The 25,889-nt window shown below is 70.0% G+C and carries 20 protein-coding genes; 13 read left to right on the top strand and 7 right to left on the bottom strand.

All coding sequences use genetic code 11. The features are described from left to right. Nucleotides 1-31 precede the first annotated feature (31 nt). Nucleotides 32-3,496 (top strand): methionine synthase, encoded by a 3,465-nt coding sequence (gene metH / locus AB0I81_RS49840; RefSeq protein WP_360673952.1) that lies wholly within the window; start codon nucleotides 32-34, stop codon nucleotides 3,494-3,496. A gap of 13 nt (nucleotides 3,497-3,509) precedes the next feature. On the opposite strand, the gene AB0I81_RS49835 is transcribed toward metH, so the two are convergent. Next, nucleotides 3,510-4,874 carry a serine hydrolase domain-containing protein gene (locus AB0I81_RS49835; protein WP_360673949.1) on the bottom strand — a complete coding sequence of 455 codons (1,365 nt, stop codon included), beginning with the start codon at nucleotides 4,872-4,874 and terminating at the stop codon, nucleotides 3,510-3,512. 77 nt (nucleotides 4,875-4,951) lie between these two features. On the opposite strand from AB0I81_RS49835, the gene AB0I81_RS49830 reads away from it, so the two are divergent. The 8 genes from AB0I81_RS49830 (at nucleotide 4,952) to AB0I81_RS49795 (ending at nucleotide 13,343) form a co-directional block, all read left to right on the top strand. Further along, complete coding sequence (locus AB0I81_RS49830) at nucleotides 4,952-5,554, top strand: helix-turn-helix domain-containing protein (protein WP_360673946.1); 603 nt, start codon at nucleotides 4,952-4,954, stop codon at nucleotides 5,552-5,554. A gap of 172 nt (nucleotides 5,555-5,726) precedes the next feature. Continuing rightward, nucleotides 5,727-6,371 carry an HAD family phosphatase gene (locus AB0I81_RS49825; protein WP_360673943.1) on the top strand — a complete coding sequence of 215 codons (645 nt, stop codon included), beginning with the start codon at nucleotides 5,727-5,729 and terminating at the stop codon, nucleotides 6,369-6,371. A gap of 101 nt (nucleotides 6,372-6,472) precedes the next feature. Continuing rightward, complete coding sequence (locus AB0I81_RS49820; RefSeq protein WP_360673940.1) at nucleotides 6,473-7,030, top strand: cellulose synthase; 558 nt, start codon at nucleotides 6,473-6,475, stop codon at nucleotides 7,028-7,030. A 329-nt stretch (nucleotides 7,031-7,359) separates the two neighbouring features. Next, the gene (locus tag AB0I81_RS49815; RefSeq protein ID WP_360673937.1) at nucleotides 7,360-8,358 is read left to right on the top strand and encodes an ABC transporter permease; all 999 of its coding nucleotides are present in this window, start codon (nucleotides 7,360-7,362) and stop codon (nucleotides 8,356-8,358) included. A gap of 51 nt (nucleotides 8,359-8,409) precedes the next feature. Then, the gene (locus AB0I81_RS49810) at nucleotides 8,410-10,185 is read left to right on the top strand and encodes an ABC transporter substrate-binding protein (RefSeq protein ID WP_360673934.1); all 1,776 of its coding nucleotides are present in this window, start codon (nucleotides 8,410-8,412) and stop codon (nucleotides 10,183-10,185) included. A gap of 94 nt (nucleotides 10,186-10,279) precedes the next feature. Further along, the gene (locus AB0I81_RS49805; RefSeq protein ID WP_360673931.1) at nucleotides 10,280-11,293 is read left to right on the top strand and encodes an ABC transporter permease; all 1,014 of its coding nucleotides are present in this window, start codon (nucleotides 10,280-10,282) and stop codon (nucleotides 11,291-11,293) included. Next, nucleotides 11,290-12,318 carry an ABC transporter ATP-binding protein gene (locus AB0I81_RS49800; RefSeq protein ID WP_360673928.1) on the top strand — a complete coding sequence of 343 codons (1,029 nt, stop codon included), beginning with the start codon at nucleotides 11,290-11,292 and terminating at the stop codon, nucleotides 12,316-12,318. The genes AB0I81_RS49805 and AB0I81_RS49800 overlap by 4 nt, the downstream gene beginning before the upstream one ends. 35 nt (nucleotides 12,319-12,353) lie before the next feature. Beyond that, nucleotides 12,354-13,343, top strand: coding sequence for a dipeptide ABC transporter ATP-binding protein (locus tag AB0I81_RS49795; protein ID WP_360674223.1), 990 nt, complete (start codon nucleotides 12,354-12,356; stop codon nucleotides 13,341-13,343). A 114-nt stretch (nucleotides 13,344-13,457) separates the two neighbouring features. Here AB0I81_RS49795 and AB0I81_RS49790 read toward each other — a convergent pair whose 3' ends face one another. The 3 genes from AB0I81_RS49790 to AB0I81_RS49780 all read right to left on the bottom strand — a co-directional run bounded on the left by AB0I81_RS49790 (nucleotide 13,458) and on the right by AB0I81_RS49780 (nucleotide 16,443). Continuing rightward, nucleotides 13,458-14,141 carry a response regulator transcription factor gene (locus AB0I81_RS49790; protein WP_360673926.1) on the bottom strand — a complete coding sequence of 228 codons (684 nt, stop codon included), beginning with the start codon at nucleotides 14,139-14,141 and terminating at the stop codon, nucleotides 13,458-13,460. Further along, on the bottom strand, nucleotides 14,138-15,367 hold the full coding sequence (locus tag AB0I81_RS49785; protein WP_360673923.1) for a sensor histidine kinase: 1,230 nt from the start codon (nucleotides 15,365-15,367) through the stop codon (nucleotides 14,138-14,140). The genes AB0I81_RS49790 and AB0I81_RS49785 overlap by 4 nt, the downstream gene beginning before the upstream one ends. 218 nt (nucleotides 15,368-15,585) lie before the next feature. Then, nucleotides 15,586-16,443: a RecB family exonuclease gene (locus AB0I81_RS49780; protein WP_360673920.1), complete on the bottom strand. Its 858-nt coding sequence runs from the start codon at nucleotides 16,441-16,443 to the stop codon at nucleotides 15,586-15,588. Between the two features lie 116 nt (nucleotides 16,444-16,559). Here AB0I81_RS49780 and AB0I81_RS49775 point away from each other — a divergent pair, with 116 nt between their 5' ends. Together AB0I81_RS49775 and AB0I81_RS49770 are read left to right on the top strand one after the other, a co-directional pair. Further along, complete coding sequence (locus AB0I81_RS49775; protein WP_360673917.1) at nucleotides 16,560-17,696, top strand: site-2 protease family protein; 1,137 nt, start codon at nucleotides 16,560-16,562, stop codon at nucleotides 17,694-17,696. A gap of 348 nt (nucleotides 17,697-18,044) precedes the next feature. After that, complete coding sequence (locus AB0I81_RS49770) at nucleotides 18,045-19,508, top strand: FHA domain-containing protein (RefSeq protein WP_360673914.1); 1,464 nt, start codon at nucleotides 18,045-18,047, stop codon at nucleotides 19,506-19,508. A gap of 219 nt (nucleotides 19,509-19,727) precedes the next feature. Here AB0I81_RS49770 and AB0I81_RS49765 read toward each other — a convergent pair whose 3' ends face one another. From AB0I81_RS49765 to AB0I81_RS49755, 3 genes are all read right to left on the bottom strand, one after another. Beyond that, on the bottom strand, nucleotides 19,728-20,663 hold the full coding sequence (locus AB0I81_RS49765) for a sugar nucleotide-binding protein (RefSeq protein WP_360673911.1): 936 nt from the start codon (nucleotides 20,661-20,663) through the stop codon (nucleotides 19,728-19,730). A gap of 408 nt (nucleotides 20,664-21,071) precedes the next feature. After that, the gene (locus tag AB0I81_RS49760; protein WP_360673908.1) at nucleotides 21,072-21,575 is read right to left on the bottom strand and encodes a hypothetical protein; all 504 of its coding nucleotides are present in this window, start codon (nucleotides 21,573-21,575) and stop codon (nucleotides 21,072-21,074) included. 244 nt (nucleotides 21,576-21,819) lie between these two features. After that, nucleotides 21,820-22,911, bottom strand: coding sequence for a GNAT family protein (locus tag AB0I81_RS49755; protein WP_360673905.1), 1,092 nt, complete (start codon nucleotides 22,909-22,911; stop codon nucleotides 21,820-21,822). A 55-nt stretch (nucleotides 22,912-22,966) separates the two neighbouring features. Here AB0I81_RS49755 and AB0I81_RS49750 point away from each other — a divergent pair, with 55 nt between their 5' ends. Both AB0I81_RS49750 and arc read left to right on the top strand, forming a co-directional pair. Next, nucleotides 22,967-23,818: a tRNA (adenine-N1)-methyltransferase gene (locus tag AB0I81_RS49750; RefSeq protein WP_360673902.1), complete on the top strand. Its 852-nt coding sequence runs from the start codon at nucleotides 22,967-22,969 to the stop codon at nucleotides 23,816-23,818. A gap of 204 nt (nucleotides 23,819-24,022) precedes the next feature. Beyond that, nucleotides 24,023-25,786, top strand: a complete 1,764-nt coding sequence (gene arc / locus AB0I81_RS49745) for a proteasome ATPase (protein ID WP_360673900.1) — start codon at nucleotides 24,023-24,025, stop codon at nucleotides 25,784-25,786. Nucleotides 25,787-25,889: the final 103 nt, after the last annotated feature.

The following is a 25,889-nucleotide window of genomic DNA, read 5'->3' as shown; positions in this document are numbered from 1 at the left end:
CGCTTGAGGCGCACCGGATAAGCTTTCCCCCATGAGCATCTCCCCGTCCTTGCGAGAAGTGTTGTCCCAGCGCGTCATCGTCGCCGACGGGGCGATGGGCACCATGCTCCAGGCGCAGGAGCCCACGCTCGACGACTTCCACGGTCACGAGGGCTGCAACGAGGTGCTCAACGTCACCCGCCCCGACATCGTGCGCGGCGTGCACGACGCCTACTTCGCCGTCGGCGTCGACTGCGTGGAGACCAACACCTTCGGCGCCAACTGGGCCGCGCTCGGCGAGTACGACATCCCCGACCGCGTCTTCGAATACTCCGAGGCGGGCGCCAGGATCGCCCGCGAGTCCGCCGACCACTGGTCCACGCCCGACCATCCGCGCTTCGTGCTCGGCTCCATGGGCCCCGGCACCAAGCTGCCGACCCTCGGCCATCTGCCGTACGCGAAACTGCGCGACTCCTACCGTGACAACGCCGCGGGCCTCATCGCGGGCGGCGCCGACGCGCTGATCGTCGAGACCTGCCAGGACCTGCTGCAGGTCAAGGCCGCCGTCATCGGCTCCAGGCGGGCGATCGAGGAGTCGGGGCGCGACATCGTGCTCATCGCCCAGGTCACCATCGAGACCAACGGCGCGATGTTGCTCGGCTCCGAGATCGGCGCCGCGCTGACCGCGATCGAGCCGCTCGGCGTCGACATCGTCGGCCTCAACTGCGCCACGGGCCCGGCCGAGATGAGCGAGCACCTGCGCTACCTCGCCCGCCACTCGCGGCTGAAGCTGTCGTGCATGCCCAACGCGGGCCTGCCGGTGCTGACCGCCGACGGCGCGTACTATCCGCTGAGCGCGCAGGAACTGGCCGACGCCCACCAGAACTTCACCCGCGACTACGGCCTGTCCCTGGTCGGCGGCTGCTGCGGCACCACCCCCGAGCACCTGCGCCAGGTGGTCGAGCGGGTGCGCGGCAAGGAGGTCACCGGGCGCCGCCCGCACCCGGAGCCGGGCGCCTCCTCGCTCTACCAGACCGTCCCGTTCCGGCAGGACACCTCCTACCTGGCCATCGGCGAGCGCTGCAACACCAACGGCTCCAGGGCCTTCCGCGAGGCCATGCTCGAAGGCCGCTGGGACGACTGCGTCGAGACGGCCCGCGACCAGGCCCGCGACGGCGCCCACATGCTCGACCTGTGCGTCGACTACGTGGGCCGCGACGGCGTGGCCGACATGAAGGAGCTGGCCTTCCGCTTCGCCACCGCCTCCACCCTGCCGATCATGCTCGACTCGACCGAGCCCGCGGTGCTGCAGGCCGGCCTGGAGATGCTCGGCGGGCGCGCGGCGGTCAACTCCGTCAACTACGAGGACGGCGACGGCCCCGACTCCCGCTTCCAGAAGATCATGCGCCTGGTACGCGAGCACGGCTCGGCCGTGGTCGCGCTGACCATCGACGAGGAGGGCCAGGCCCGCACCGCCGACTGGAAGGTGCGCGTGGCCGGCCGCCTGATCGACGACCTGACCGGCAACTGGGGCATGCGCGTCGAGGACATCATCGTCGACTGCCTGACCTTCCCCATCGCCACCGGCCAGGAGGAGACCAGGCGCGACGGCCTGGAGACCATCGAGGCCATCCGCGAGCTCAAGCGCCGCTACCCGGGCGTGCAGACCACGCTGGGCCTGTCCAACATCAGCTTCGGCCTCAACCCGGCCGCCCGCATGGTGCTCAACTCCGTCTTCCTCAACGAGTGCGTCAACGCCGGGCTCGACTCCGCCATCGTGCACGCCTCCAAGATCCTGCCGATGGCCCGCATCCCCGACGAGCAGCGCCAGGTCGCGCTCGACATGGTCTACGACCGCCGCCGCGAGGGCTACGACCCGCTGCAGAAGTTCATGGACCTGTTCGAGGGCGTGGACGCCGCCGCCATGCGCGCCGGCAAGGCCGAGGAGCTGGCGGCGCTGCCGCTGTGGGAGCGGCTCAAGCGGCGCATCATCGACGGCGAGAAGAAGGGCCTGGAGGCCGACCTCGACACCGGCCTTGAGCAGCGCCCCGCCCTGGAGATCATCAACGACGTGCTGCTCGACGGCATGAAGACGGTCGGCGAGCTGTTCGGCTCCGGCCAGATGCAGCTGCCGTTCGTGTTGCAGTCGGCCGAGGTGATGAAGACGGCCGTCGCCTACCTCGAACCCCACATGGAGCGCGTCGAGGGCGAGACGAAGGGCCGCATCGTGCTGGCCACCGTCAAGGGCGACGTGCACGACATCGGCAAGAACCTCGTCGACATCATCCTGTCCAACAACGGCTACCAGGTCGTCAACCTGGGCATCAAGCAGCCGGTCTCGGCCATCCTGGAGGCCGCCGACGAGCAGAAGGCCGACGTCATCGGCATGTCGGGGCTGCTGGTGAAGTCCACGGTGATCATGAAGGAGAACCTGGAGGAGATGAACTCCAGGGGCCTGTCGGAGAAGTACCCGGTGCTGCTCGGCGGCGCCGCCCTGACCCGCGCCTACGTCGAGCAGGATCTGGCCGGGCTGTTCGAGGGCGAGGTGCGCTACGCGCGTGACGCGTTCGAGGGGCTGCGGCTGATGGACGCGTTCATGGCCGTCAAGCGCGGCGTGGCCGGCGCGAAGCTGCCGCCGCTGCGCGAGCGGCGCGTCAAGACCGGCGCGGTGCTGGAGCGCACGCCCGTCGAGGAGCTGCCCGCCCGCTCCGACGTGGCCGCCGACAACCCCGTGCCGGCCGCGCCCTTCCGGGGCGACCGCGTGGTCAAGGGCATCTCGCTGAACGAGTACGCCGCCTTCCTGGATGAGCGGGCCCTGTTCCTCGGCCAGTGGGGGCTCAAGCCCACCAGGGGCGGCGACGGCCCCGGCTACGAGGAGCTGGTCGAGACCGAGGGACGGCCGCGGCTGCGCATGTGGCTGGAGCGGATGCAGACCGAGGGCCTGCTGGAGGCGGCCGTCGTCTACGGCTACTTCCCGTGCGTCTCCGACGGCGACTCGCTGATCATCCTCGGCGACGACGGCAACGAGCGCACCCGCTTCACCTTCCCGCGCCAGCGCCGCGACCGGCACCTGTGCCTGTCGGACTTCTTCCGCGGCAAGGACACGGGCGAGGTCGACGTGGTCGGCTTCCAGGTGGCCACCATGGGCTCGAAGATCTCCGACGCCACGGCCGAGCTGTTCGCCAAGGACGCCTACCGCGACTACCTGGAGCTGCACGGCCTGTCGGTCCAGCTCACCGAGGCGCTGGCCGAGTACTGGCACGCCCGGGTGCGCTCGGAGTGGCGGATCGGCGGCGAGGAGTCCCTGGACGACATGCTCAAGGTCAACATCCAGGGCTGCCGCTACTCCTTCGGCTACCCGGCCTGCCCCAACCTGGAGGACCAGAAGCAGCTGTTCGAGCTGCTCGACCCCGAGCGCATCGGGGTGTCGCTGTCGGAGGAGTTCCAGCTCCACCCCGAACAGGCGACCTCCGCCCTGGTCGCCCACCACCCGGAGGCCAAGTACTTCAACGTCTGAGCACTCAGGGGGGTCAGGCCGTTCGCGGCAGGGCCCTGCTGTTATGCAGGATGCGGAAGCGCCCGCCGGCGTCGGCGTCGAGGAAGATGATGTCCCGGTGCTCGCCGTGCTCGGCCTCGACCTCCACGAAGTGGGCGTCGTCGAGCGCGGCCAGGGTCGTGACCGGGTTCGTGACCAGGGTCTCGACGAGCTCGCCGCGCGGGATGACGGTCATGGTCAGCGACCGCCGCCCGTCGTGGCCGATCCTGATGGTGGCCAGGCCCATGTCGAAGTCGCCCACGTACCGGCGGGGATCGGCGACCGGCACCGCGACCGCCGGGGGCCGCGGCGGCGCGGGCGCGCGCACGCCGCCCAGCTCCTCCAGCAGCGGGAGCACCAGGTTCTGGTAGAGCCCGGCCGTGCCGCCGCCGTTGGTCAGCAGCGCCACCGCGACGCCCGCGTCCGGGACCATGCGCAGGAACGCCTTCTGGCCGATCGTCGCGCCGTGATGGCCGATCACCGTGCCGCCGTCCCAGTCATGCAGCTCCATGCCGAGCCCGTACGCGGCGGGGAACCCCGACAGCGGCGGCGACGACACCTGGCGGGCGCGCATCGCGCGGGCGGAGGCGGCGGAGAGCAGCCGCGTGCCGTCGCCCGCGAGCCCGTCGGCCAGCAGCGGCCGGGCGAACTCCAGCAGGTCCGTGGCGCTCATGACGAGCCCGCCCGCCGGATCCAGCGCCCGCGGCAGTGACCAGGCCGGGGCCGGCCCCGCGTGCTCTCCCTCGCCGACGTGGCCGACGGCGGCCCGGTGCATGAGCGCCTGTTCCGGCAGCGTGACCGCGGCCCGCAGGCCGAGCGGCTCGATGAGCCGCCACTGCGTCGAACGGCTCCAGCTGTGGCCGTCCAGCACCTCGATCAGCCGGCCGAGGACGACGAAACCCGCGTTGTTGTACGAGAACAGCGTCCCCGGCGCGGTGACCTGGGGTGCGCCGCGCAGGTTGGCCACGAGGGCCGCGACGGCGTCGTCGCCCCGGCCGTAGTCCGTGATGTCCTCACCTGCGAAGCCCGCGGTGTGCGTCAGCAGGTGCCGCGGCGTGACGGTCGCGGCGGCGTCCGGGTCGGCCAGCGCGAAGTCCCGAAGGTGGTCCCTGACGGGCCGGTCGAGGTCCAGCCGCCCTTCGTCCGCCAGCTGCATGATCATCGTGGCGGTCCACGTCTTGGTGATCGAGCCGATCTGGAAGATCGAGCCGGGGGTGGCCTCGACGCCGGTGCGCGTGTTGAGCACGCCGGTGGCGGCCTCGGTGATCGCGCCGTCGTACAGGACCGCGAGGGTGGCGCCCGGGACGCCGTGCCGGCCGGCCTCCTCGGTGAGGCGTTCCTGGACATCTATTGAGTTCATATTTGGCACTATAGCCAAAAGTGGAATCAATGTCGCGGTAGAGTTCCGGTGGAGGACGATCGGCAGGAAGGACGCCAGTGAGTGACGTCGGTGTGCTGCACCCGGTGCGGATCCGGGTGGCGCAGATCCTGGCGCTCGGCCCCCATACGGGCACCGAACTGCGGCAGGCGCTGCCTGACGTGCCCTACAGCACGCTCTACCGGCATGTCCGCTGGCTCGCCGGCGCCGGCGTCATCCGCGTCAGCGGGGAGCGCAAGGTGCGCGGGGCGGTCGAGCACACCTACGAGCTCGACGAACCCGCGGTCCAGGTGGCGGTGCCGGATCCGGCGCGGATGACGGCGGCCGACCACGACCGGGCGGTGACCGCCTTCGTCACGGGTCTCATGGCGCAGGCGCACGCCTACCTGGAGGGGGAGCCGGAGGATCCGGTCGCGGACGGGCTGACGTACCTGACGACGCAGCTGTGGGTGGATGAGGAGGAGCTGGCGCTGGTGCGGGCCCGGCTGCGGGAGATCATCGCGCCGCTCGCGCGCAGCGGCCCCGGGCCGGGGCGGCGGCAGCTCACCCTGGGGATCGTCGCGGTCCCGCGCTCCGGCGGCGGCACACCGCATCCCCCCGCCGCCACACACCCAACAGCGAAGCCGGATACGGGTGTGGACCCAGAGGCGAACTCTGGCTGATTTTCCGGGGCGGGCCCGCGGAACTCCTCCGCGAGAACGTTCCTCGTGCGTTCAGAACGGGATGACGGCGGCGCGTGCCGTTCGTTCAGCACAAGGCGAGCACGATTCAGCCCTCCGTTCACGCGGGGGCTATGACATGGGCCGACACTTACCACCGAATCGGGGGCAAAGCATGGACGCGGTATTTTTCGACATGGACGGGCTGCTGGTCGACAGCGAGCGGGTCTGGCTGGAGATCGAGACAGAGGTGATGGGCAGGCTCGGCGCCGAGTGGACGCCCGAGCACCAGGCCCACCTGGTCGGCGGGTCCATGGAGCGCACGGTGGCCTACATGCTGGCGGTGTCGGAGTCCGCCGTGCCGCCGCAGACGGTACGCGAGTGGATGATCGACGGCATGGTGAAGCGGCTGGCGTCGGGGGTGCGCGTCATGCCCGGCGCCTCCGAACTGCTCGACGCCCTGCGCGCCGAGGGGGTGCCGGTCGGGCTGGTCACCTCCTCGCTCAAGGAGATCGCCGACGCGGCGCTCAAGAGCATCGGCAGGGACCGTTTCGACCTGGTCGTGACGGCCGACGACGTGACCCGTACCAAGCCGGACCCCGAGCCGTACCTGACGGCCGCCCGGCTGCTCGGCGTGCGGCCGGTGCGGTGCGTGGTCCTGGAGGACTCCCCGAACGGCGTGGCCGCCGCGACGGCGGCGGGCTGCGCCGTCGTGGCCGTGCCGAGCCTGCTGCCCATCGAGTCGGCCCCCGGCCGCCTGGTGGTCTCCTCGCTGACCGAGGTCGGTGTCGGGGATCTCAGGGATCTTTTGCGGTCCTGACGCGTTGTATCCCCTAAGGGAAATGTGGTTCTCGCGGAGGAGGCGGACAAGCCTCCGCGTGTCAGGATGGAGGGCACGAGCGATGATGAGGGGGCGGCGGAATGGGTGACTTCGGGGCCATAGCCTGGCTGCCACTGTGCGCCGGAGCGAGCATCGTCGGGTTGGTGCTGGCCTTCCTGGCGTTCAGGCGCAGGGGCGCGGCGGCCGGGATGCGGGTGACGGCGTGGGCGCTGCTGCCGATCGCGGCCTATCTGACCGGGGCGTTGCAGGCCCTGTGGAACATCGTCGGCACCGTGGTCGGTTTCGTGACCAGCCTGGTGTTCAACCCGATGGTGTGGGCCGGGGTGGCCGTGGCGGGGCTGTCGGTCGTGCTGTTCGTGGTGTCGGGCTTCATGCGCGGCAGGAAGTTGTCCGCGGGCCGGATCGGCAGGAAGAAGGGCGCGGCGCAGGAGCAGCAGCCGGTGCAGGGCGGGACGGGCAAGCCGGCCGTCGCGGGCAAGGCGGCGGGGCAGCCGCAGCCGGCGCCCGCCGAGCGGGGTCAGCAGGCGGCTCAGAAAGCGGCACCACCGCAGCCGGCCAGGAGCCAGAAGCCGGCCGCCAAGAGCGACGACGACTTCTCTGACATCGAGGAACTTCTCAAACGCCGCGGCATCAGCTGATGCCCGCCAATGTCACAGTTCCGAGACGCAACCGGGACGACTTGTAGACATTCGGTTCAAGATCGATACGAATGAGTTTCGCGTCAATCACAGTTGAGCCACAGGGAGCTGGAAAGAGCTTGTAATACCAGCTCAGCGCATACATCCTGCGTCCTGGGGCCGTGACATGCGGTCCCTTGAGCACGGGCGTCACACCCAGACCGGGCAGCCGTCCGGCTGGCAGACGTCGTCTGGAATCCAGGGGGCCTGGAAAGTATGCGCAGTACCTTGGTCGCGCGATCGCATGGGCTGATGCGGTCGTGGCGGGTGGCACGGGTGGAGGCGGTCGCGTGACCGCCCCGCTGGACGTTCCCGAGTCGGCCTCGACCGCGCCGTCGGACGGGGTGCTCGCGGGCGAGGACCGCAAGGCCATCGAGGGCCGCTCCCTCGGTCAGATCGCCTGGCGCAGGCTGAAGCGCGACAAGGTGGCGGTCGCCGGGGCCTGCGTGATCGTCTTCCTCATCCTCGTGGCCGTCTTCGCCCCGCTCATCGTCAGCTGGCTGGGCCACGACCCGCTGGAGTTCCACGAGGACCTGACCGACGGCCGGACGGGGGCGCCCACGTTGCCCTTCGGCGGGATCAGCTCCGAGTTCCTGTTCGGCGTCGAGCCGTCCAACGGCCGCGACATCTTCAGCCGGGTCGTCTACGGCGCCCGCGTGTCGCTGCTGATCGCCTTCCTCGCCACGCTGCTGTCGGTCGTGATCGGCACCATCCTCGGCGTGGTCGCCGGCTACTTCGGCGGCTGGGTCGACACGCTGATCGGCCGGACGATGGACGTCTTCCTCGCCTTCCCGATCCTGGTGTTCGCCATCGCGCTGGCCGGCGTCATCCCCGACGAGGCGTTCGGGCTGAAGGGCGACACGCTGAGAGTGGCCCTGCTGATCTTCATCATCGGGTTCTTCAACTGGCCCTATCTGGGCCGCATCATCCGAGGGCAGACGTTGTCGCTGCGCGAACGCGAGTTCGTCGACGCGGCCAGGAGCCTCGGCGCGCGCGGGCCGTACATCATCTTCCGCGAGCTGCTGCCCAACCTGATCGCGCCGATCCTGATCTACTCGACGCTGCTCATCCCCTCGAACATCCTGTTCGAGGCGGCGCTGTCGTTCCTCGGCGTGGGCGTGCGCCCGCCGACCCCCACGTGGGGCGGCATGCTCGCCGACGCCGCGCGGTTCTACACGATCCCGCACTTCATGATCTTCCCCGGTCTGGCCATCTTCATCACCGTGCTGGCCTTCAACCTCTTCGGAGACGGCCTGCGCGACGCGCTCGACCCGCGCGGCAAGCGCTGAGCGGTCCCCTTCTCCCTTTCTCGGCTTCCATACACAAAGGGGTGCGACACCTTGTTGAGAAGAAGACCCACCATCATCACCGCCGCCCTAGGAGCGGCGCTGGCTCTGGCCCTTTCCGCCTGTGGCGGCACGCCCACGCAGAGCCCCGGCCAGGGTGGCGCCTCGCAGAGCGCGGCCGGCGGCGCCCAGGACGTGGCCGACGGCGCGATCGGCAAGATCTTCAACCCTTCTGACAAGAAGGGCGGCACGCTGAAGATGGCGAACACGGCCGACTGGGACAGCCTCGACCCGGGCAACACCTACTACGGCTACGCGCTCAACTTCGCCCGCCTGTACGGCCGCGCCCTGCTGATGTTCAAGTCGGCCCCCGGCGCCGAGGGCAACACGCTGGTCCCCGACCTGGCCGAGAGCCTGGGCAAGTCCAGCGACGACCTCAAGACCTGGACCTACACGCTGCGCAAGGGCGTCAAGTTCGAGGACGGCACCCCGGTCACCTCCAAGGACGTCGCCTACGCCGTGGCGCGCTCCTACGACAAGGAGGTCTTCCCGAACGGGCCGACCTACCTGATGGCGCTGCTCAACTGGCCGAAGGACTACAAGGGCGCGCTGAAGGACAAGGACGCCGACATCTCCTCGGCGATCGAGACGCCCGACGACCAGACGATCGTCTTCAAGCTCAAGGAGCCGTTCGGCCTGTTCGACTACATCGTGCAGATGCCGATGACGATGCCGGTCCCGCAGGCCAAGGACACCGGTACGAAGTACCAGGAGCACGTCATCTCGACGGGGCCGTACAAGTTCGAGAAGAACGAGATCGGCAAGGGCTTCACCCTGGTCCGCAACGACCAGTGGGACCCGGCGACCGACCCCAACAGGCCGGCGCTGCCCGACCGCATCGAGGTGCAGACCAAGGTCAACGCCGACGACCTGGACAACCGCATCATCTCCGGTGACGTGCACGTCGCGGTGGACGGCCTCGGCGTCAGCGCCGCCGCGCTGCCCAAGATCCTCGGCGACCCGGCGCAGCAGGCCCGCACCGACAACCCGACGCAGCAGCGCACCTGGTACACCTCGGTCATCCCCGACGTGCCGCCGCTGGACAACATCGAGTGCCGTAAGGCCGTGCAGTTCGCCGCCGACCGCTCCAGCCTCCAGCGCGCCTGGGGCGGCGAGACCGGCGGCGTCGTCGCCACCGGCCTGATCCCGCCGAGCATGGCCGGCTACAAGGAGATCGCGACCTACAAGACGGACGGCGACAAGGGCGACGTCGAGAAGGCCAAGCAGGCCCTCGCCGCGTGCGGCCAGCCCAACGGCTTCGAGACCAACATCTCCTACCGCACCGAGCGCACCAAGGAGAAGGCCGCGGCCGAGTCGCTGCAGCAGTCGCTGGCCAGGGTCGGCATCAAGCTGACGCTCAAGCCGTACCCGCAGGACGACTACTTCGCGCTGTACGCGGGCAAGCCCGCCTACGTCAAGGAGAACAAGATCGGCCTGGCGGTCAACGGCTGGGGCGCCGACTACCCCGACACCTACGGCTTCCTGCAGGCCATCGTGGACAGCCGGGACATCCGCGCGGCGGGCAACTACAACCTGTCGGTCAAGATCCCCGAGGTCGACAAGATGATCGACCAGATCAAGGGCGAGGCCGACGCCACCAAGCGCGGCGAGATGTGGTCCCAGGTCGACCAGCGCGTCATGGAGGAGGCCGTCGTCCTGCCCAACGTGTACGCCAAGGCGCTGTTCCTGCGCGGCAAGGGCCTGACGAACGTGTTCGTCAGCGACTCCCAGGCGATGTACGACTACGTCGGCCTCGGCGTCCAGCAGTAGGCGAAACACAGCGAAGATTGGCAGGTGAAGGCAGCAGGCCGCCGGCCCGGTAGGGGCGAACCCCGTACCTGGCCGGCGGCCGGAGCCGGTCACAGTGGGCACATACATCATCAGGCGCGTGATCGGCGCCGTGGCGATGCTGGTGATCGTCAGCATCGTCACCTTCGCGATCTTCTTCCTGGTGCCGCGCCTGGCGGGCGCCACCCCGGAGGGGTTCGCGGCCCGGTACGTGGGCAGAACCGCCACCGACGAGACCATCAAGCTCGTCGCGCAGCGGCTCGGCTTCTACGACCCGATCGCCGTCCAGTACGGGCGTTTCGTCAAGGGCATCGTGGCCGGCACCGAGTACGACACCGGCACCACGGTCGAGCACTGCCCGGCCCCCTGCATGGGCTACTCCTTCATCACCCAGCAGCCCGTCTGGCCCAACCTGCTCGACCGCATGCGAATAACCCTCTCCCTCGGCATCGGGGCGGCGATCCTGTGGGCGCTGGGCGGCATGGCGACCGGCGTGTTGTCGGCGCTGAGACGCGGCAGTTTCTTCGACCGAACGGCCATGGGCGTGGCACTGGCCGGAGTGTCACTGCCCATCTTCTTCACCGGCATGATCGCGATGGCCTTCTTCAGCTACGGCCTGGGCTGGACCGCGCCCGGCGGCGCGTGGGTCGACATCACCATCGACCCCGTGATGTGGGCCTACAATCTCATCCTGCCCTGGATCACCCTCGCCCTGCTGTTCGCCGCCACCTACGCGCGGCTCACCAGAGCGGGCATGCTGGAGACCATGGGTGAGGACTACATCCGCACCGCCCGCGCCAAGGGCCTGGTCGAGCGCAAGGTGGTCGTCAAGCACGGCCTGCGCGCCGCGCTGACCCCCTTGCTCACCGTCTTCGGCCTGGACTTCGGCCTGCTCATGGGCGGCGCCGTGCTGACCGAGAAGACATTCTCGCTCAACGGCCTCGGCAAGTACGCGGTTGACGCGATCGAGAACAACGACCTGCCCGCGGTCATGGGCGTGACGCTGATGGCGGCCCTGTTCGTGGTCGTGGCCAGCCTGATCGTCGACCTCCTGTACGCCGTGGTCGACCCGAGGGTGAGGCTCTCATGAACGACTTCCTCGAGGTCAAGGACCTGCGCATCCACTTCCCGACCGAGGACGGCCTGGTCAGGTCCGTCGACGGGCTGTCGTTCGCGCTCCAGCGCGGCAAGACGCTCGGCATCGTCGGCGAGTCCGGCTCGGGCAAGAGCGTCACCAGCCTCGGCATCCTCGGCCTGCACAAGGGCAGCAGCGCCCGCATCTCGGGCGAGATCTGGCTCGACGGCACCGAACTGGTCGGCGCGACCCAGGAGCACGTACGGGGGCTGCGCGGCAAGAAGATGGCGATGATCTTCCAGGATCCGCTGTCGGCGATGCACCCGTACTACACGGTCGGCGACCAGATCATCGAGGCGTACCGGATCCACCACGACGTCACCAAGAAGGTCGCCCGCAAGCACGCGATCGAGATGCTGGGCCGCGTCGGCATCCCCGAGCCCGCCCGCCGGGTCGACGACTACCCGCACCAGTTCTCCGGCGGCATGCGGCAGCGCGCGATGATCGCCATGGCGCTGTCGAACGACCCCGAACTGCTCATCGCCGACGAGCCGACCACCGCGCTCGACGTGACCGTGCAGGCCCAGATCCTCGACCTCATGCGCGACCTGCAGCGCGAGTTCAACTCCGCGCTGATCATCATCACGCACGACCTGGGCGTGGTCGCCGAGCTGTCCGACGACATCCTGGTGATGTACGGCGGCAAGTGCATCGAGTACGGCACCAGCGACGACATCTTCTACCGCCCCGAGCACCCCTACACCTGGGGCCTGCTCGGCTCGATGCCCCGCCTCGACCGCGAGCGCACCGAGCGGCTCATGCCGATCAAGGGCTCGCCGCCGTCCCTGATCAACGTGCCGCCGGGCTGCGCCTTCCACCCCCGCTGCCCGTACGCCGAGCGCACGGCCGGCAAGGCCGACACCGAGGTGCCCGCCCTGGCCGAGACCGAGGGCGGCCACCTGGTGCGCTGCCACATGGACAAGACCGAGCGGCGCGACCTTTGGGACAACGAGATCAAGCCAGTGCTGGAGACCCAGTGACCACCGACAACGAGCCGCTCCTTTCCGTGCAGGGCATGGAGAAGCACTTCCCCGTGACCAAGGGCCTGCTCAAACGCCAGGTCGGCGCGGTGAAAGCGGTCGACGGCATCGACTTCGAGGTGTTCAAGGGCGAGACGCTCGGCCTGGTGGGGGAGTCCGGCTGCGGCAAGTCCACCACCGGGCGGCTGGTGACCAGGCTCCTGGAGCCCACCGCCGGCAAGATCGTCTTCGAGGGCCAGGACATCACGCACATGAAGCAGGGCAGGCTCCGGCCGCTCCGCCGCGACATGCAGATGATCTTCCAGGACCCGTACTCGTCGCTCAACCCCCGGCACACGGTCGGCGCGATCGTCGGCGCGCCCTTCCGCATCCAGGACGTCAAGACCGAGCACGGCATCAAGAAGGCCGTGCAGGAGATCCTGGAGCTGGTCGGGCTCAACCCCGAGCACTACAACCGCTACCCGCACGAGTTCTCCGGCGGGCAGCGGCAGCGCATCGGCATCGCCCGCACGCTCGCGCTCAAGCCCAAGCTGATCATCGCCGACGAGCCGGTCTCCGCGCTCGACGTCTCCATCCAGGCCCAGGTCGTCAACCTGCTCGAAGACCTGCAGAACGAGCTGGACCTGACCTACGTCGTCATCGCCCACGACCTGTCGGTGGTACGGCACATCAGCGACCGGGTCGCCGTCATGTACCTCGGCAAGATCGTCGAGATCGCCGACCGCAAGCGGCTGTACGCCTCGCCGATGCACCCCTACACCAACGCCCTGCTGTCGGCGGTGCCCGTACCGGACCCGAAGACCCGCAAGGACCGCGACCGCATCCGGCTGACCGGCGACGTGCCCAGCCCGCTCAACCCGCCGCCCGCCTGCCGCTTCCACACCCGCTGCTGGAAGGCGCAGGACATCTGCAAGAAGGTCGAGCCGCCGCTGGCGGAGCTGGCCAGCGGGCATCGGGTGGCCTGCCACTTCCCCGAGAACGCCCCGGAAACGGCCGCCAAGCCCACCGAACCCGCCGACGCCTGAAACGTTCTCCGCCCGCCCCGGTGAGGGCGGGCGGAGAACATCGGCTTCAGCGGGCGCAGGTCCTCAGCGGGCGGGTCCTCAGCGGGCGCAGGAGCCTCGGCGTTCGGGGGAGCCTCACGAGGTGGCGCCGGGCGTGATCAGCCCCGTCTCGTACGCCAGCACCACGGCCTGCACCCGATCCCGCAGCCCCAGCTTCGTCAGCACATTGCCGACATGCGTCTTGACCGTCGTCTCACTCACCACGAGCTTGGCCGCGATCTCCGCGTTCGACATGCCCTTGGCGATCAGCCGCAGCACCTCCAGCTCCCGCTCGGTCAGCCGGTCCAGCCGAGCCGGGGCCGCCTGCTCGTAGGCCGACGGCAGCCGGGTCGCGAACCTGTCCAGCAGCCGCCGCGTCACGCTCGGCGCCACGATCGCGTCGCCCGCCGCCACCACCCGGATCGCCTGCACCAGCTCATCCGGCGGCACGTCCTTCAGCAGGAACCCCGACGCTCCCGACCGCAGCGCCTCCACGATGTACTCGTCCAGGTCGAACGTGGTCAGCACCAGCACCTTCGGCACGTGCGCCGCCGGCGCGGCCTCCCGCACGATCCTGCGGGTCGCCTCGATGCCGTCGACCCCGGGCATCCGGATGTCCATCAGCACCACGTCGGGCAGCAGCGCCCTGGTCTGCTCCTGCGCGTCCTTGCCGTCGCCCGCCTGGCCCACCACCGTGATGTCGGGCTCGGCCTCGAGGATCAGGCGGAAACCGGTACGCAGCAGCGGCTGGTCGTCCACCAGCAGCACTCTGATCGTCATTGGCCGTCCTTCAACGGGAACCTCGCCCGCACTTCGAAACCGCCCCCGGGCAGCGGACCGATGCTCAGGATTCCACCATAGAGGGCAACACGCTCGCGAATGCCCACCAGACCGTGCCCAGGCGGCAGCTCACCGGCCCCGGCGTCCGCCACCACGGCCCGTACATCCGCCGGCACGCCCGCCGCGCCCCTGCCGTCGTCCTCCACCCGGACGTCCAGCTCGTGCGGGTCGTGCCGGACGGTCACCACCGCCTTGGCCCCGGCCCCCGCGTGCCGCAGGCTGTTGGTCAGCCCCTCCTGGATGAGCCGGTAGGCGGCCAGGTCCACGCCCGCGGGCAGCGGCTGCGCCCGGCCCTCCACCTGCAGCCGGGTCGGCAGGCCCGCCTCCTGCATCTGCTCCACCAGCGCGGGCAGGTCCCGCACGCCCGGCTGCGGCCCCAGCTCGGCCCGCGCGTCCGCCCTGGTGTCGGTGCGCAGCACGCCCACGATGTTGCGCATCTCGCTCATCGCCAGCCGGCCCGTGTGCTCGATCGCCGACAACGCCTCATGCGCCAGATCGGGGTCGGAGGCCAGCACCCGCCGCGCCGCCGCGGCCTGCACCGTCATCACGCTGACATGGTGGGCGACCACGTCGTGCAGCTCGCGGGCGATCCTGGAGCGCTCCTCGGCCTTGGCCGCCCGGGTGTCGGCGGCGTGCGCCCGCTCCAGCCTGGCCGCCCGGTCCTTCAGCTCCTCCAGGTACGCCCTGCGCAACCGCAGGCTGCGCCCCGCGCCCCACACCGCCACCAGGACCACGGCGACGACCACGTACTCGTTCCAGCCCGCCGCCCTGACCGGCCCCGCGATCACGCCCGTCGCGTACGTCACCAGCGACATGACCAGCGCCACCAGCGCCACCGCCAGCCCCCGGTAGGACGCCACCGAGAACAGCAGCACCATGCCCGACAGGGACGACAGGCCCGAGCCGTAGCCGAGCGCGTTGAGCAGCGTCTGCGGCGCCAGCCCCGCGGCCAGCGCCGCCAGCGGCCAGCGGCGTCGCACCGCGATCGGCGCGCACGCCGCCACCAGCAGCAACGCGCCGTACGCGTCCGGCGAACGCATGTCTGCGATCGTCACGCCCTCGGCCCGCAGATGGTCGGGCCCGTAGACGACGAACAGCGCCACGGAAGCCGCGGCCACCACCCCGGCGAGCACCGTGTCGTGGAGCCTGGTCCGATCTATGCGCACCGCTTCACTGTAAGACCAGGTGAGAGCCCGCAACCTCCTCCCTCGGGAGGATAAAGGCCACAGGACCGCCACCACTCGATCACCACCACGCCACCACGCAGTCACGCCGCACCGTCACGCCGCCAGACCGCCGCGCCGCCACATCGCCGCGTCGTCACGCCGCTGCGCTGCCACGCCGCCAGGTACGTACGGTGGCTCAGGTGCGCGTGGCGGCGCTGTCAGAGTTCGTCGGTGGCCGAGCGGCGGCTGCGCAGCGTGTCGCCCGGTTGCCGGTCCGGCAGCGGTGGTGGCGTGCCGCCGAACTCCGGGCACAACGCCTGATGGTCACACCAGTCGCACAGCCGGCTCTTGCGCGCCCGCCACTCGCCCGTCTCCAGCGACCGCTCGATCGCCGCCCACAACGCCATCACCTTGCGCTCGGTGGCCAGCAGGTCGGCCTCGTCGGGCGCGTACCGCAGCACCTCGCCCTGCCCGCCCAGATAGACCAGCTGCAGCAGCCGCGGCACCTGCCCGCGCAGCCGCCACAACACCAGCGCGTAGAACTTCATCTGGAACAGCGCCTTGGCCTCGAAGTCGGGCCCCGGCGCGCTGCCCGTCTTGTAGTCCACCACCCGGACCTCGCCGCTCGGCGCCACGTCCAGCCGATCGACGTAGCCCCGCAACATCAGCCCCTTGTCCAGCACCGCCTCCACGTAGAGCTCCCGCTCGGCCGGCTCAAGCCGCGTCGGGTCCTCCAAGGTGAAGTAACGCCGCAGCATCTCCTGCGCCTGCTCCAGCCACTGCGCCTGCTCGGCCTCGTCGGCGAACATCTGCGCGTACTGCGGATCGTCGGCCAGCAGCCGCTCCCACTGCGGCTCCAGCAACTCCAGCGCCGCCTGCACCGAGCGCTGCGGCGCCGGCAGGTCGTAGAGACGCTCCAGGACCGCGTGGACCACCGTGCCGCGCACCGCCGCCGCCGACGGCTTCTCCGGCAGATGATCGATCACCCGGAAGCGGTAGAGCAGCGGACACGTCATGAAATCGCCCGCCCGGGACGGGGAGAGAGCTCCGATGATCACCGGCTCGGTCAACGTCATGCACCGCACTCTAGGTCAAGACCCCGACAGAATAACGCCCGCGAGGACGAGGATCACGTGATCGGGCGCGTAGCATCAAGGCAGCAACAGACCGTTATGGACGTACAAGGAGTACGGTGAGCGAGCAGAACCCGCGGCAGGAGTTCTCCGGCATTCGGATGGGCAAGCCCTTCGGCATTCCGGTGTACGTCTCCTGGACGTGGTTCATCGTGGCGGCCTTCATCACCCTGATGTTCGGCCCCCGGGTGCGCCAGATGCTGCCCGAACTCGACAGCACCGTGGCCTACGCCGTGGCGTTCGTGTTCGCGGTGCTGCTGTACGTGTCAGTGCTGCTGCACGAGCTGGCGCACAGCGTTCTCGCCAAGTGGTACGGGCTGCCGGTCCGCCGGATCACCCTGTACCTGCTCGGCGGCGTCTCGGAGATCGAGAAGGAGCCGCCGACGCCCGGCAAGGAGTTCATGGTCGCCGCCGCGGGACCGGCGCTCTCGCTCGGGCTGGCCGGGATCGGCCTGGCCGCCGACTCCTACCTGATCAACGACGGCGGCATCCCCGAGGTGCTCATCTGGCAGCTCTGGGTGGCCAACCTCATCGTCGGCGTGTTCAACCTGCTGCCCGGCCTGCCGCTCGACGGCGGGCGGATGTTGCGCGCCGGCGTGTGGAAGCTGACCAAGAACCCCGGCTCCGGCACCATCGTGGCCGCGTGGGGCGGGCGCGTGCTGGCCGTGTTCCTGGTCGCCTTGCCCATCACGACCGCCTTCTCCAGCGGCCAGGAGCTGGAGATCGCCGACCTGATCTGGCCGCTGGTGCTGGCCTCCTTCATCTGGATCGGCGCCAGCCAGTCGCTGCGCGTGGCCAAGATCCGCGCCAGGATCCCGCAGGTCAACGCGCGCGCCCTGGCCCGCAGGGCGATCCCGGTGACGGCCGAGACGCCGCTGTCGGAGGCGCTGCGGCAGGCCACCGAGAGCCACGCGGGCGCCCTGGTCGTCGTCGGCCACGACGGCAAGCCCCTGGCCATCGTCAGCGAGGCCGCCGTCCAGGCCACCCCCGAGCACCGCCGCCCCTGGGTGAACGTCGGCTCCATGGCCAAGTCGCTGGAGTCCAACATGGTGCTCGAGGCCGACCTGGTGGGGGAGCCGCTCATCGAGGCCATGCGCGAGGCTCCCGGCAGTGAGTACCTGCTCGTCGAGAACGGCGGGGAGATCTACGGCGTGCTCGCCACTGTGGATGTGAACAGGGTTTTCACCGGCGTCTGATTTGTCCCACTCGTTTAAGCGGCGGCCCACGGATAGGGTCGTGTCCAGCAGTTTCGGGTGGCCGGAGCCGACCCCCACGTGCGATTTCTGCGATGCCACGACTGGCCGATAGTGTTCTGTTTGGCCAAACTTGCACAGTTAAGGGGTTTGTTGCGGTACACCCGGTCACCGAATCGAGACGAGGGGGCCCGCGACGCGGCCCCACCGTCTGGGTATGCGTATGGCTGGTGGCCAGCACGGCAGTGCGGGTGCCGTAACAACGCCGGCTTCCGGGGAGGAGAGTTGAGTGACCGAGCGCAGCGAGGGCACCAATGAGCGCAGCACGGTCGTCATCATGAGGGAGGACGCATGAGCGACCCAGGCTTCGGAGTGGTGCGTCCGCTTCCCGGAAACGGGCTCGTCGCCTACGTGGGAGGGCTCCTGCTGGTGTGCGACGCCGCGGAGTCGGCCGCCGACGACCTGCTCGAGGCACTGCGCGCGACGGCCGCCTCCGGCGGGGACGGCCGGGCCCTGGCCCGCCGCGCCGCCCAGGTGCTGGCCGCCAACATGGCGGGCGACCCGGTCGCCTGCGCGGTCGCCGGTCCCGTCGGCGGCGGTGTGGCCGTCCTGGTCAGTGGCTCGGCGGGGGCCGTCATCGCCACCTCGGGCGGCGAGACCCGGCTGGCCGGCAGCGACTCACTCACATGGGCCGACCGGCTCGTCAACGGCCCGATCGAACGCGTCGAGCTCAGCCTGCCGCACGCCGGCAGCCCGCACCCCGCGGTCCGCCTCGAAGGCGGCGTCGTGCACGGCGGCGGCCTCGTCGGCGACTTCACCGACCAGCCCGCGGCCCCCGCGCCCGTCGCCCCTTCCAGGCAGCTGACCGGCGACCTGCCCGCCACGGGCTTCCACCTTGAGCCCGACCTGGTTCAGCCGCAGGCGCAGCAGCCCGTCGAGCGTCCCCCGTACCCGATGCCCGACCAGCCGCCGCCCATCGCGCCGGGCCCTCCGTCGGGTCCGCAGCCCGCGCCGGTGGAGGCACCCGCCTACCACACGCCGCAGGACGCCCCTCCCTACCTCCCGCCGCAGCAGGACTCTCCCTACCAGGACTCCCCTTTCCAGGAGTCCCCCTACCAGCCCGCGCAGGAGCAGCAGCCGCCGCCGCTGCCCGAGCAGCAGTTCCCCTCCTACGACGAGCCGCCGCCCTCCGGCAACGGCGTCGGCGACCAGCAGGTCCCGCAGCACATGGGCCCGCCCGAGCACTACGACCAGGGCGCGCCGCCCGTGCTCGGCCAGCCCGACCAGTTCGACCACCCGGGCCCGCCGCAGCAGGAGCAGCAGCAGGCCGACCACGGCGACCGGCCGCTCGTCTACGGGGTCGACTGCAAGAACGACCACTTCAACGACCCCCGGGTGCCCTACTGCGCGGTCTGCGGCATCGCCCTGGTGCAGCGCACGCTCGTCCCCTACAAGGGCCCGCGCCCCTCGCTCGGCGTCCTCATCCTCGACGACGGCACCGCGCTGCCCCTGGAGAGCGACTACCTGCTGGGCCGCGACCCCGAGCGCGCGCCCGAGGTGGCCGGCGGCAACGCCAGGCCCGCCAAGGTGACCAGCCCCGACGGCTCGGTCTCGCGCCGGCACCTGCGGGTGGCGCTGGACGGGTGGGACGTCAACCTGGTGGACCTGGGCTCGGTGAACGGCACCCAGATCCAGCCGCCCGGCGACCCCAACTTCTACGACATCCCCCCGAACGAGCCCGTCACGATCGCCCCCGGCACCACGGTACGCGTGGGGGTGTCCCGGACCCTCCGCTTCGAGGCCCACCGGGGATAGACGTACAGCGGACGCCCGCGCCCCGGAGCCATCCGGGCCGCGGGCACCCACCCAACCTCGGCCTTCCCGCCTGAGCCCACCCGCCTGAGCCCACCCGCCTGGGCCCAGGCGGCTCGGCCTTCCCGCCTGGGCCTTCCCGTATCGGTCTCCCTGCCTCGGCTGGAGTCTGTAGCCGGGCTCAGCGATCGGTCCTGGAGGTTTCAGGAGTTGCGGGCGCGCTCAGAAACCGGCGCCGGGCGGTGACAGGAACTCGTGGGCGCCGCGGAGCCGGGTCCGCAGGCGGCGCTGCGTCGCCGAGCAGTCCAGCCGCACCTCCAGCGGCCCGGGCACCCCGGAGTCCGCCCGGCGTCCGGCGGGCAGGCGCGTCTCATCGAGGCCGTCCCTGCGAGCGATGAGCACACCCAGTTCGTATCGGCTCACCGCGTCCACGCCGGCCACATGCAGCACCCCGCCGTGCCCAGGCGTGTGCGCCACTTCGCCGGTCTGCCCGGCCGTGTGCGGCACTCCGCCAGCCGGCCCGGCCGCTTGAACCACGCCATCGTCCGTCCAGGCCGCCACCTCCAGCAGTGCCGCCGCCAGGTCGGAGACGTGGACGGGGCATCGCACGTCATCGGTGAACAGCACCCCGGGCCCGGATCCCGAGATCAGCGAGCGCACCCGCGCCTCGTGCACCGATTCGCCGTGCCCGATGATCAGCGACGTCCTGACGATCGCGGCGCCGGGCAGTACGGCCCGCACGGCTGTCTCGGCCGCCGCCTTGGCCGCGCCGTAGGCGTTGACCGGGTCGGGCGGGCACGTCTCGTCGTACAGAGCCTTGGCGCCGGAGAAGACGGCGTCGGTGGAGACGTGTACGAGCCGCCCGCCCTGCCGCCTGCCCAACCGCGCCACGGCCACGGCCACGTGCGCGGCGCCGTCCGCCGTGCTCGCCCAGTCGGACTGACGGTAGGCGGCGTTGATCGTCACCTCCGGCCGGAACGCGTCGAGCACGGCGGCCACGTCGTCCCGCCTGCGCACGTCCAACCGCAGCCACCGGGCCTGCGCGGCCTCGCCGGGCCTGGTCAGGTACGTGGCCCCGGCCTCGTGGCCCGCCGCCGCGCACTGCCGTACGAGCTCGCCACCCAGAAACCCGCTCCCACCCACGATCAGCACCTTCACGACCGGCCACGCTACCGGAGCCGTCCCCGTCGCCCGGGCCTTCGAGCCGTCCCGTCCACGTTGACAGCCCATTGAGGCGAAAAGGCGACATATCGGTCAGGCGGTTTGACAACGCGCCTTGACCGAACCCGCCACCTCCGCCGGGCAGAGACGCCGCGGAGGGGACGTGTCAGGGCCCGGTCGGTGGGGCAGGCCGAGGGTGCGGGCGGCGGGGGAGCGGGGGTGGTGCAGGTTGTATTCCGCTTACTCGGGAAATAACAGAAATATCTCGCCTAATCCGGCAGGTGGTGAAGTTCTTTCGGGTTGGAACGGCGAAAAGCGTGGTCGCAAAGAGTGGCGGAACGGTGAATCCGCCCCGGGAACCGGCTGTCCCATTCGCGGGATCCGGTCTGCCTCGAAGGCCCAGGATCACGGCGAAGCCGGTCGGAAAGCCCGTACGCCACGTAACAGACGCACCGCCGACTCCAGCCCGCTCGCCGCCTCCAGAGCCCGCCCCGACGCCGTGGCGAACCGGCCCAGCAGATGTTCGTCCCCGTCGCAGAACCCCCGCCCCGCGACCCACACGAACGTGTGGTCGCGGGCCGCCAGCGGCACGGGCGCGGCCAGGAACCCCGGCTCGCCCATCGACGCGTCGTACGACATCCGCATCGTCGCCGATGACGCGGCCAGTTCCTTCAGCACCCCGGATTCGGCCAGCCACCGGCGCACCCGCAGCGGGTCGCCGGGCGGCGCGTGCACGTGGACAGGGAAGGCCTCCAGGCGCAGCTGGTCCACGCGGACGAAACCCGAGTAGGAGGTGCCCGCGACGGCGGCGGCGGTACGCGCCAGCCGGTCGATCAGGCTTATCGGCTCCAGGCAGGAGAAGGAGGAGAGCAGTTCACGCATGGCGGCATCGACACGGTTGTACGGCATCGCGAAAATCCCCTCGGAGCGGAGGGGGCGAGATCGCGCAGCCCGATCGCGCGAAGCTCGCCTGCGGGTGCCCTGACTATCGCCCCCGACGCCGCCCTTGACTAGCCCTCAACAGGAAATCGGGATTTTTGCCAGTTTCGGTCCGGCGCTGGGTCCCCGCCGCAACACCGCCGTGATCTCCGGCGCCGCCACCAGGCCCCCACGACGGCCACCGCACCCCACGAACGGCCCGCCCCCGCCCCGGTCACGCCGGACGCAGCAGCACCCAGTGCACGTCGTCGGCCCGCGTGCCGTCACGCCTGGGGAACAACTCCCGCTGCACCGACTCCCTGCGGAACCCGGCACGTTCCAGCACCGCGTGCGAGGCGGCGTTGGCCACGTCCGTGCCGGCCACGATCCGGTGCAGCGCCGTGTGCGCGAACGCCCACTCCACCAGCAGCCGCACGGCCCGCGTCATGTACCCCCTGCCGCGGAAGGACGGCACCAGCGAGTAGCCGATCATCGCCTGCCCCAGCACCGGCACCACCTGCATGAGCTGCAGATGCCCCGCGAACGCGCCCGTGGCCGCGTCCCTGATGGCCAGCTCCGCCCGCTGCCCCGACACCCACCAGTAGCCGGTGTAGCGGCAGCGCCGCTCGTCGTCCTGCGTCGTGCTCGGCGGCCCCAGCGAGTACTGCGCCACGCTCGGCTCGGCCATCATCCGGCTGAAGTCCGCCGCGTCCCCCGGCCCCATCTGCGTCAGCCGCACCACCCCGTCGCTCAGCTGCCCGCCCTCGAAGAACGGCAGGTACGGCTCCACCGGCTCCACCGCCTCCTCCCGCAATCTGGCGAACATCACGAAATCGGCCCAGCGCCCGTCACGGAGCCGCTTGGCCTCCCGCCGCAGCCCCTCCTCGCGGAAACCCGCCCGGTAGGCCACCCGCAGGCTCGCCACGTTCTCCACCTCGGCCTGCAACTCGACCCTGCGCACCCCGTGGTCGAACAACCAGTCCGTCACCGCCCGCGCCGCCGTCGCCGCCACACCCCTGCCCCGCGCCCACGGCGCCACCAGGTAGCCGAGCTGCGCCACCCCCCAGCGGTCGGGCGGCCCCGCCGAGATCGAGCCGGCGAACCGCCCGCCCTCCGTGATCGTGTACTCCGCCCCGCCGGATTCCCACTTCCCCGGCGCGTCGCGCACGTGGTCAAGGGCGTGACGCAGCTCGTACGGCTGCGGCAGCAGCGGCATGAACCTGGCCGTCACCGGGTCGTCGCACAACTTCACCAGCCCGTCGGCGTCCTCCCGCACCGGGGGGCGCAGGATCAGGGAACCGGTGGAGATCACATCACGCGGAAACATCCACCCTTCTTATCGCGCGTCCGGACGCGCTCAAAAGCCCTATAACCTTGCCGCCATGGGTTTCCGCAGGCATGGGCCTTTCCAGGCAGGGGATCAGGTGCAGCTCACCGACCCCAAGAACAAGCGCCACACGATCACGCTCAAGCAGGACGGCGTCTTCCACACCCACAAGGGCGCCATCCCGCACAGCGACCTGATCGGGCAGCCTGAAGGCTCCGTCGTGCGCTCCTCCGGCGGCACCCAGTACCTCGCCTTCCGCCACCTCCTGCAGGACTACACGCTCGCGATGCCGCGCGGCGCGGCCGTCATCTACCCCAAGGACGCCTCGATGATCGTCGGCATGGCCGACATCTTCCCCGGCGCCCGCGTCATCGAGGCCGGCGTCGGCTCCGGCGCGCTGACCTGCTTCCTGCTGCGCGCCGTCGGCCCCGAGGGGCACGTGACCTCCTACGAGCGGCGTCAGGACTTCGCCGACGTGGCGCGCGGGAACGTGCGGAAGTTCTACGGCGATCCCATGGAGGACAACTGGCGGCTGGTCGTCGGCGACCTGGTCGCCTCCATCGACGAGGTCGACGTGGACCGTGTCATCCTCGACATGCTCGCTCCCTGGGAGTGCGTCGACGCCGCCGCCAAGGCGCTCACGCCGGGCGGTGTGATCTGCTGTTACGTGGCCACGACCACCCAGATGTCCAAGACCGTGGAGGCCATTCGCGATCACGGGTGTTTCACCGAGCCGCAGGCGTGGGAGACCCTGGTTCGCGACTGGCATGTCGAAGGACTCGCCGTACGGCCCGATCACCGGATGATCGGTCATACCGGGTTCCTCGTCTCCGCCCGTCGCATGGCCGACGGCGTGACACCGCCGCCGCGCCGTCGACGACCGAAGGGGACCACTGAAGAACTATGACAATTTGGCCACGAGGGTGCGTTGGTGCGTGACACGGGAACAGATCGCCGTGTTCATATGCTGGGAGTATTAAACGCACTATTGGGGATTATTCAACGAATACTGAATGTCACTCGACGAACACTGCCCGGCCAGGTTACGGAGGGGCCCGAGATAGGTAAGGTCCTTAGTAGTCGCCCTCGACTGGGAAGGAGGTGACGGGGCGTGGCAGCTCGCGATGATGCTGAGGCTCGAGCCGCGCAGCGCGAACGGGAGGTCGCTGATCTTTCAACACAGGTCTCCTTCCTCCAGGAGGAGATCACCGCGCTGAGGCGGAAGCTGGCCGAGTCACCCCGTCAGGCCAGGGTCCTCGAAGAACGGCTTCATGAGGCACAGGCGAATCTCGCGGCCGTAACCGGCCAGAACGAGCGCCTTGTGGCAACACTCAAGGAGGCCAGGGACCAGATCGTCGCTCTCAAGGAGGAGGTCGACCGGCTGGCGCAGCCGCCATCCGGATTCGGCACCTTCCTGGAGGCCAGAGAAGACGGCACGATCGAGGTGTTCACCGGAGGGCGCAAGCTCCGCGTGAACGTCAGCCCCGCCGTCGACGTCGACTCGCTGAGCCGTGGCCAGGAGGTCATGCTCAACGAGGCGCTCAACGTGGTCGAAGCACTCGGCTACGAAGAGGTCGGCGAGATCGTGATGCTCAAAGAACTGCTCGACGAGGGCAAGCGAGCCCTGGTCATCTCGCACGCCGACGAGGAGCGCGTCGTGCGGCTGGCCGAGTCGCTGGTCGGCCAGCCCATCAGGGCGGGCGACTCGCTGCTGCTCGAACCTCGTTCCGGCTACGTCTACGAGCGCATACCCAAGTCCGAAGTCGAAGAGCTGGTGCTCGAAGAGGTCCCCGACATCTCCTACGAGGAGATCGGCGGCCTCATGCGGCAGATCGAGCAGATCAGGGACGCCATCGAGCTGCCCTACCTGCACGCCGACCTGTTCCGCGAGCACAAACTCCGTCCCCCCAAGGGCGTGCTGCTGTACGGGCCGCCCGGCTGTGGCAAGACGCTCATCGCCAAGGCCGTCGCCAACTCCCTGGCCAAGCAGGTCGCGGAGAAGACCGGCCAGTCCGGCAAGAGCTTCTTCCTCAACATCAAGGGCCCGGAGCTGCTCAACAAGTACGTCGGCGAGACCGAGCGGCACATCCGCCTGGTCTTCCAGCGGGCCCGCGAGAAGGCCTCAGAGGGCACCCCGGTGATCGTGTTCTTCGACGAGATGGACTCGATCTTCCGCACCCGAGGCTCCGGCGTGTCCTCCGACGTCGAGAACACCATCGTTCCTCAGCTGCTGTCGGAGATCGACGGCGTCGAGGGCCTGGAGAACGTCATCGTCATCGGCGCCTCCAACCGCGAGGACATGATCGACCCGGCGATCCTGCGGCCCGGCCGCCTGGACGTCAAGATCAAGATCGAGCGGCCGGACGCCGAGGCGGCGAAGGACATCTTCTCCAAGTACCTCGTCTCCGAACTGCCCCTGCACCCCGATGACCTGGCCGAGCACTCCGACTCCCGCGCGGCCACCATCCAGGGCATGATCCAGAGCGTCGTCGAGCGCATGTACACCGAGAGCGAAGAGAACCGCTTCCTCGAGGTGACCTACGCCAACGGCGACAAGGAAGTCCTCTACTTCAAGGACTTCAACTCCGGCGCGATGATCCAGAACATCGTCGACCGGGGCAAGAAGATGGCCATCAAGCAGTTCCTGGAGAGCGGCCAGAAGGGCCTGCGGGTGCAGCACCTGCTCACGGCCTGCGTGGATGAGTTCTCCGAGAACGAGGACCTGCCCAACACCACCAACCCCGACGACTGGGCCCGCATCTCCGGCAAGAAGGGCGAGCGGATCGTCTACATCCGCACGCTCGTCTCCGGCAAGCAGGGCGCCGAAGCCGGCCGGTCCATCGACACCGTCGCCAACACCGGTCAATACCTGTAAGACGCCGACACGGCAGCAGGGCCGCGCGGGGCACACCCGCCGGCCCTGCCGCCGTTCCCGGCACAGTTCCGGCCGCGCCCCATCACCCGCTTGCAGGGCAAAA

Origin of the sequence: Nonomuraea sp. NPDC050404, from assembly GCF_040655495.1 — a bacterium.
Lineage (GTDB): Bacteria > Actinomycetota > Actinomycetes > Streptosporangiales > Streptosporangiaceae > Nonomuraea.
The sequence above is the reverse complement of the archived record's forward strand: the minus strand, read 5'-3'. Positions and strand labels throughout refer to the sequence as shown.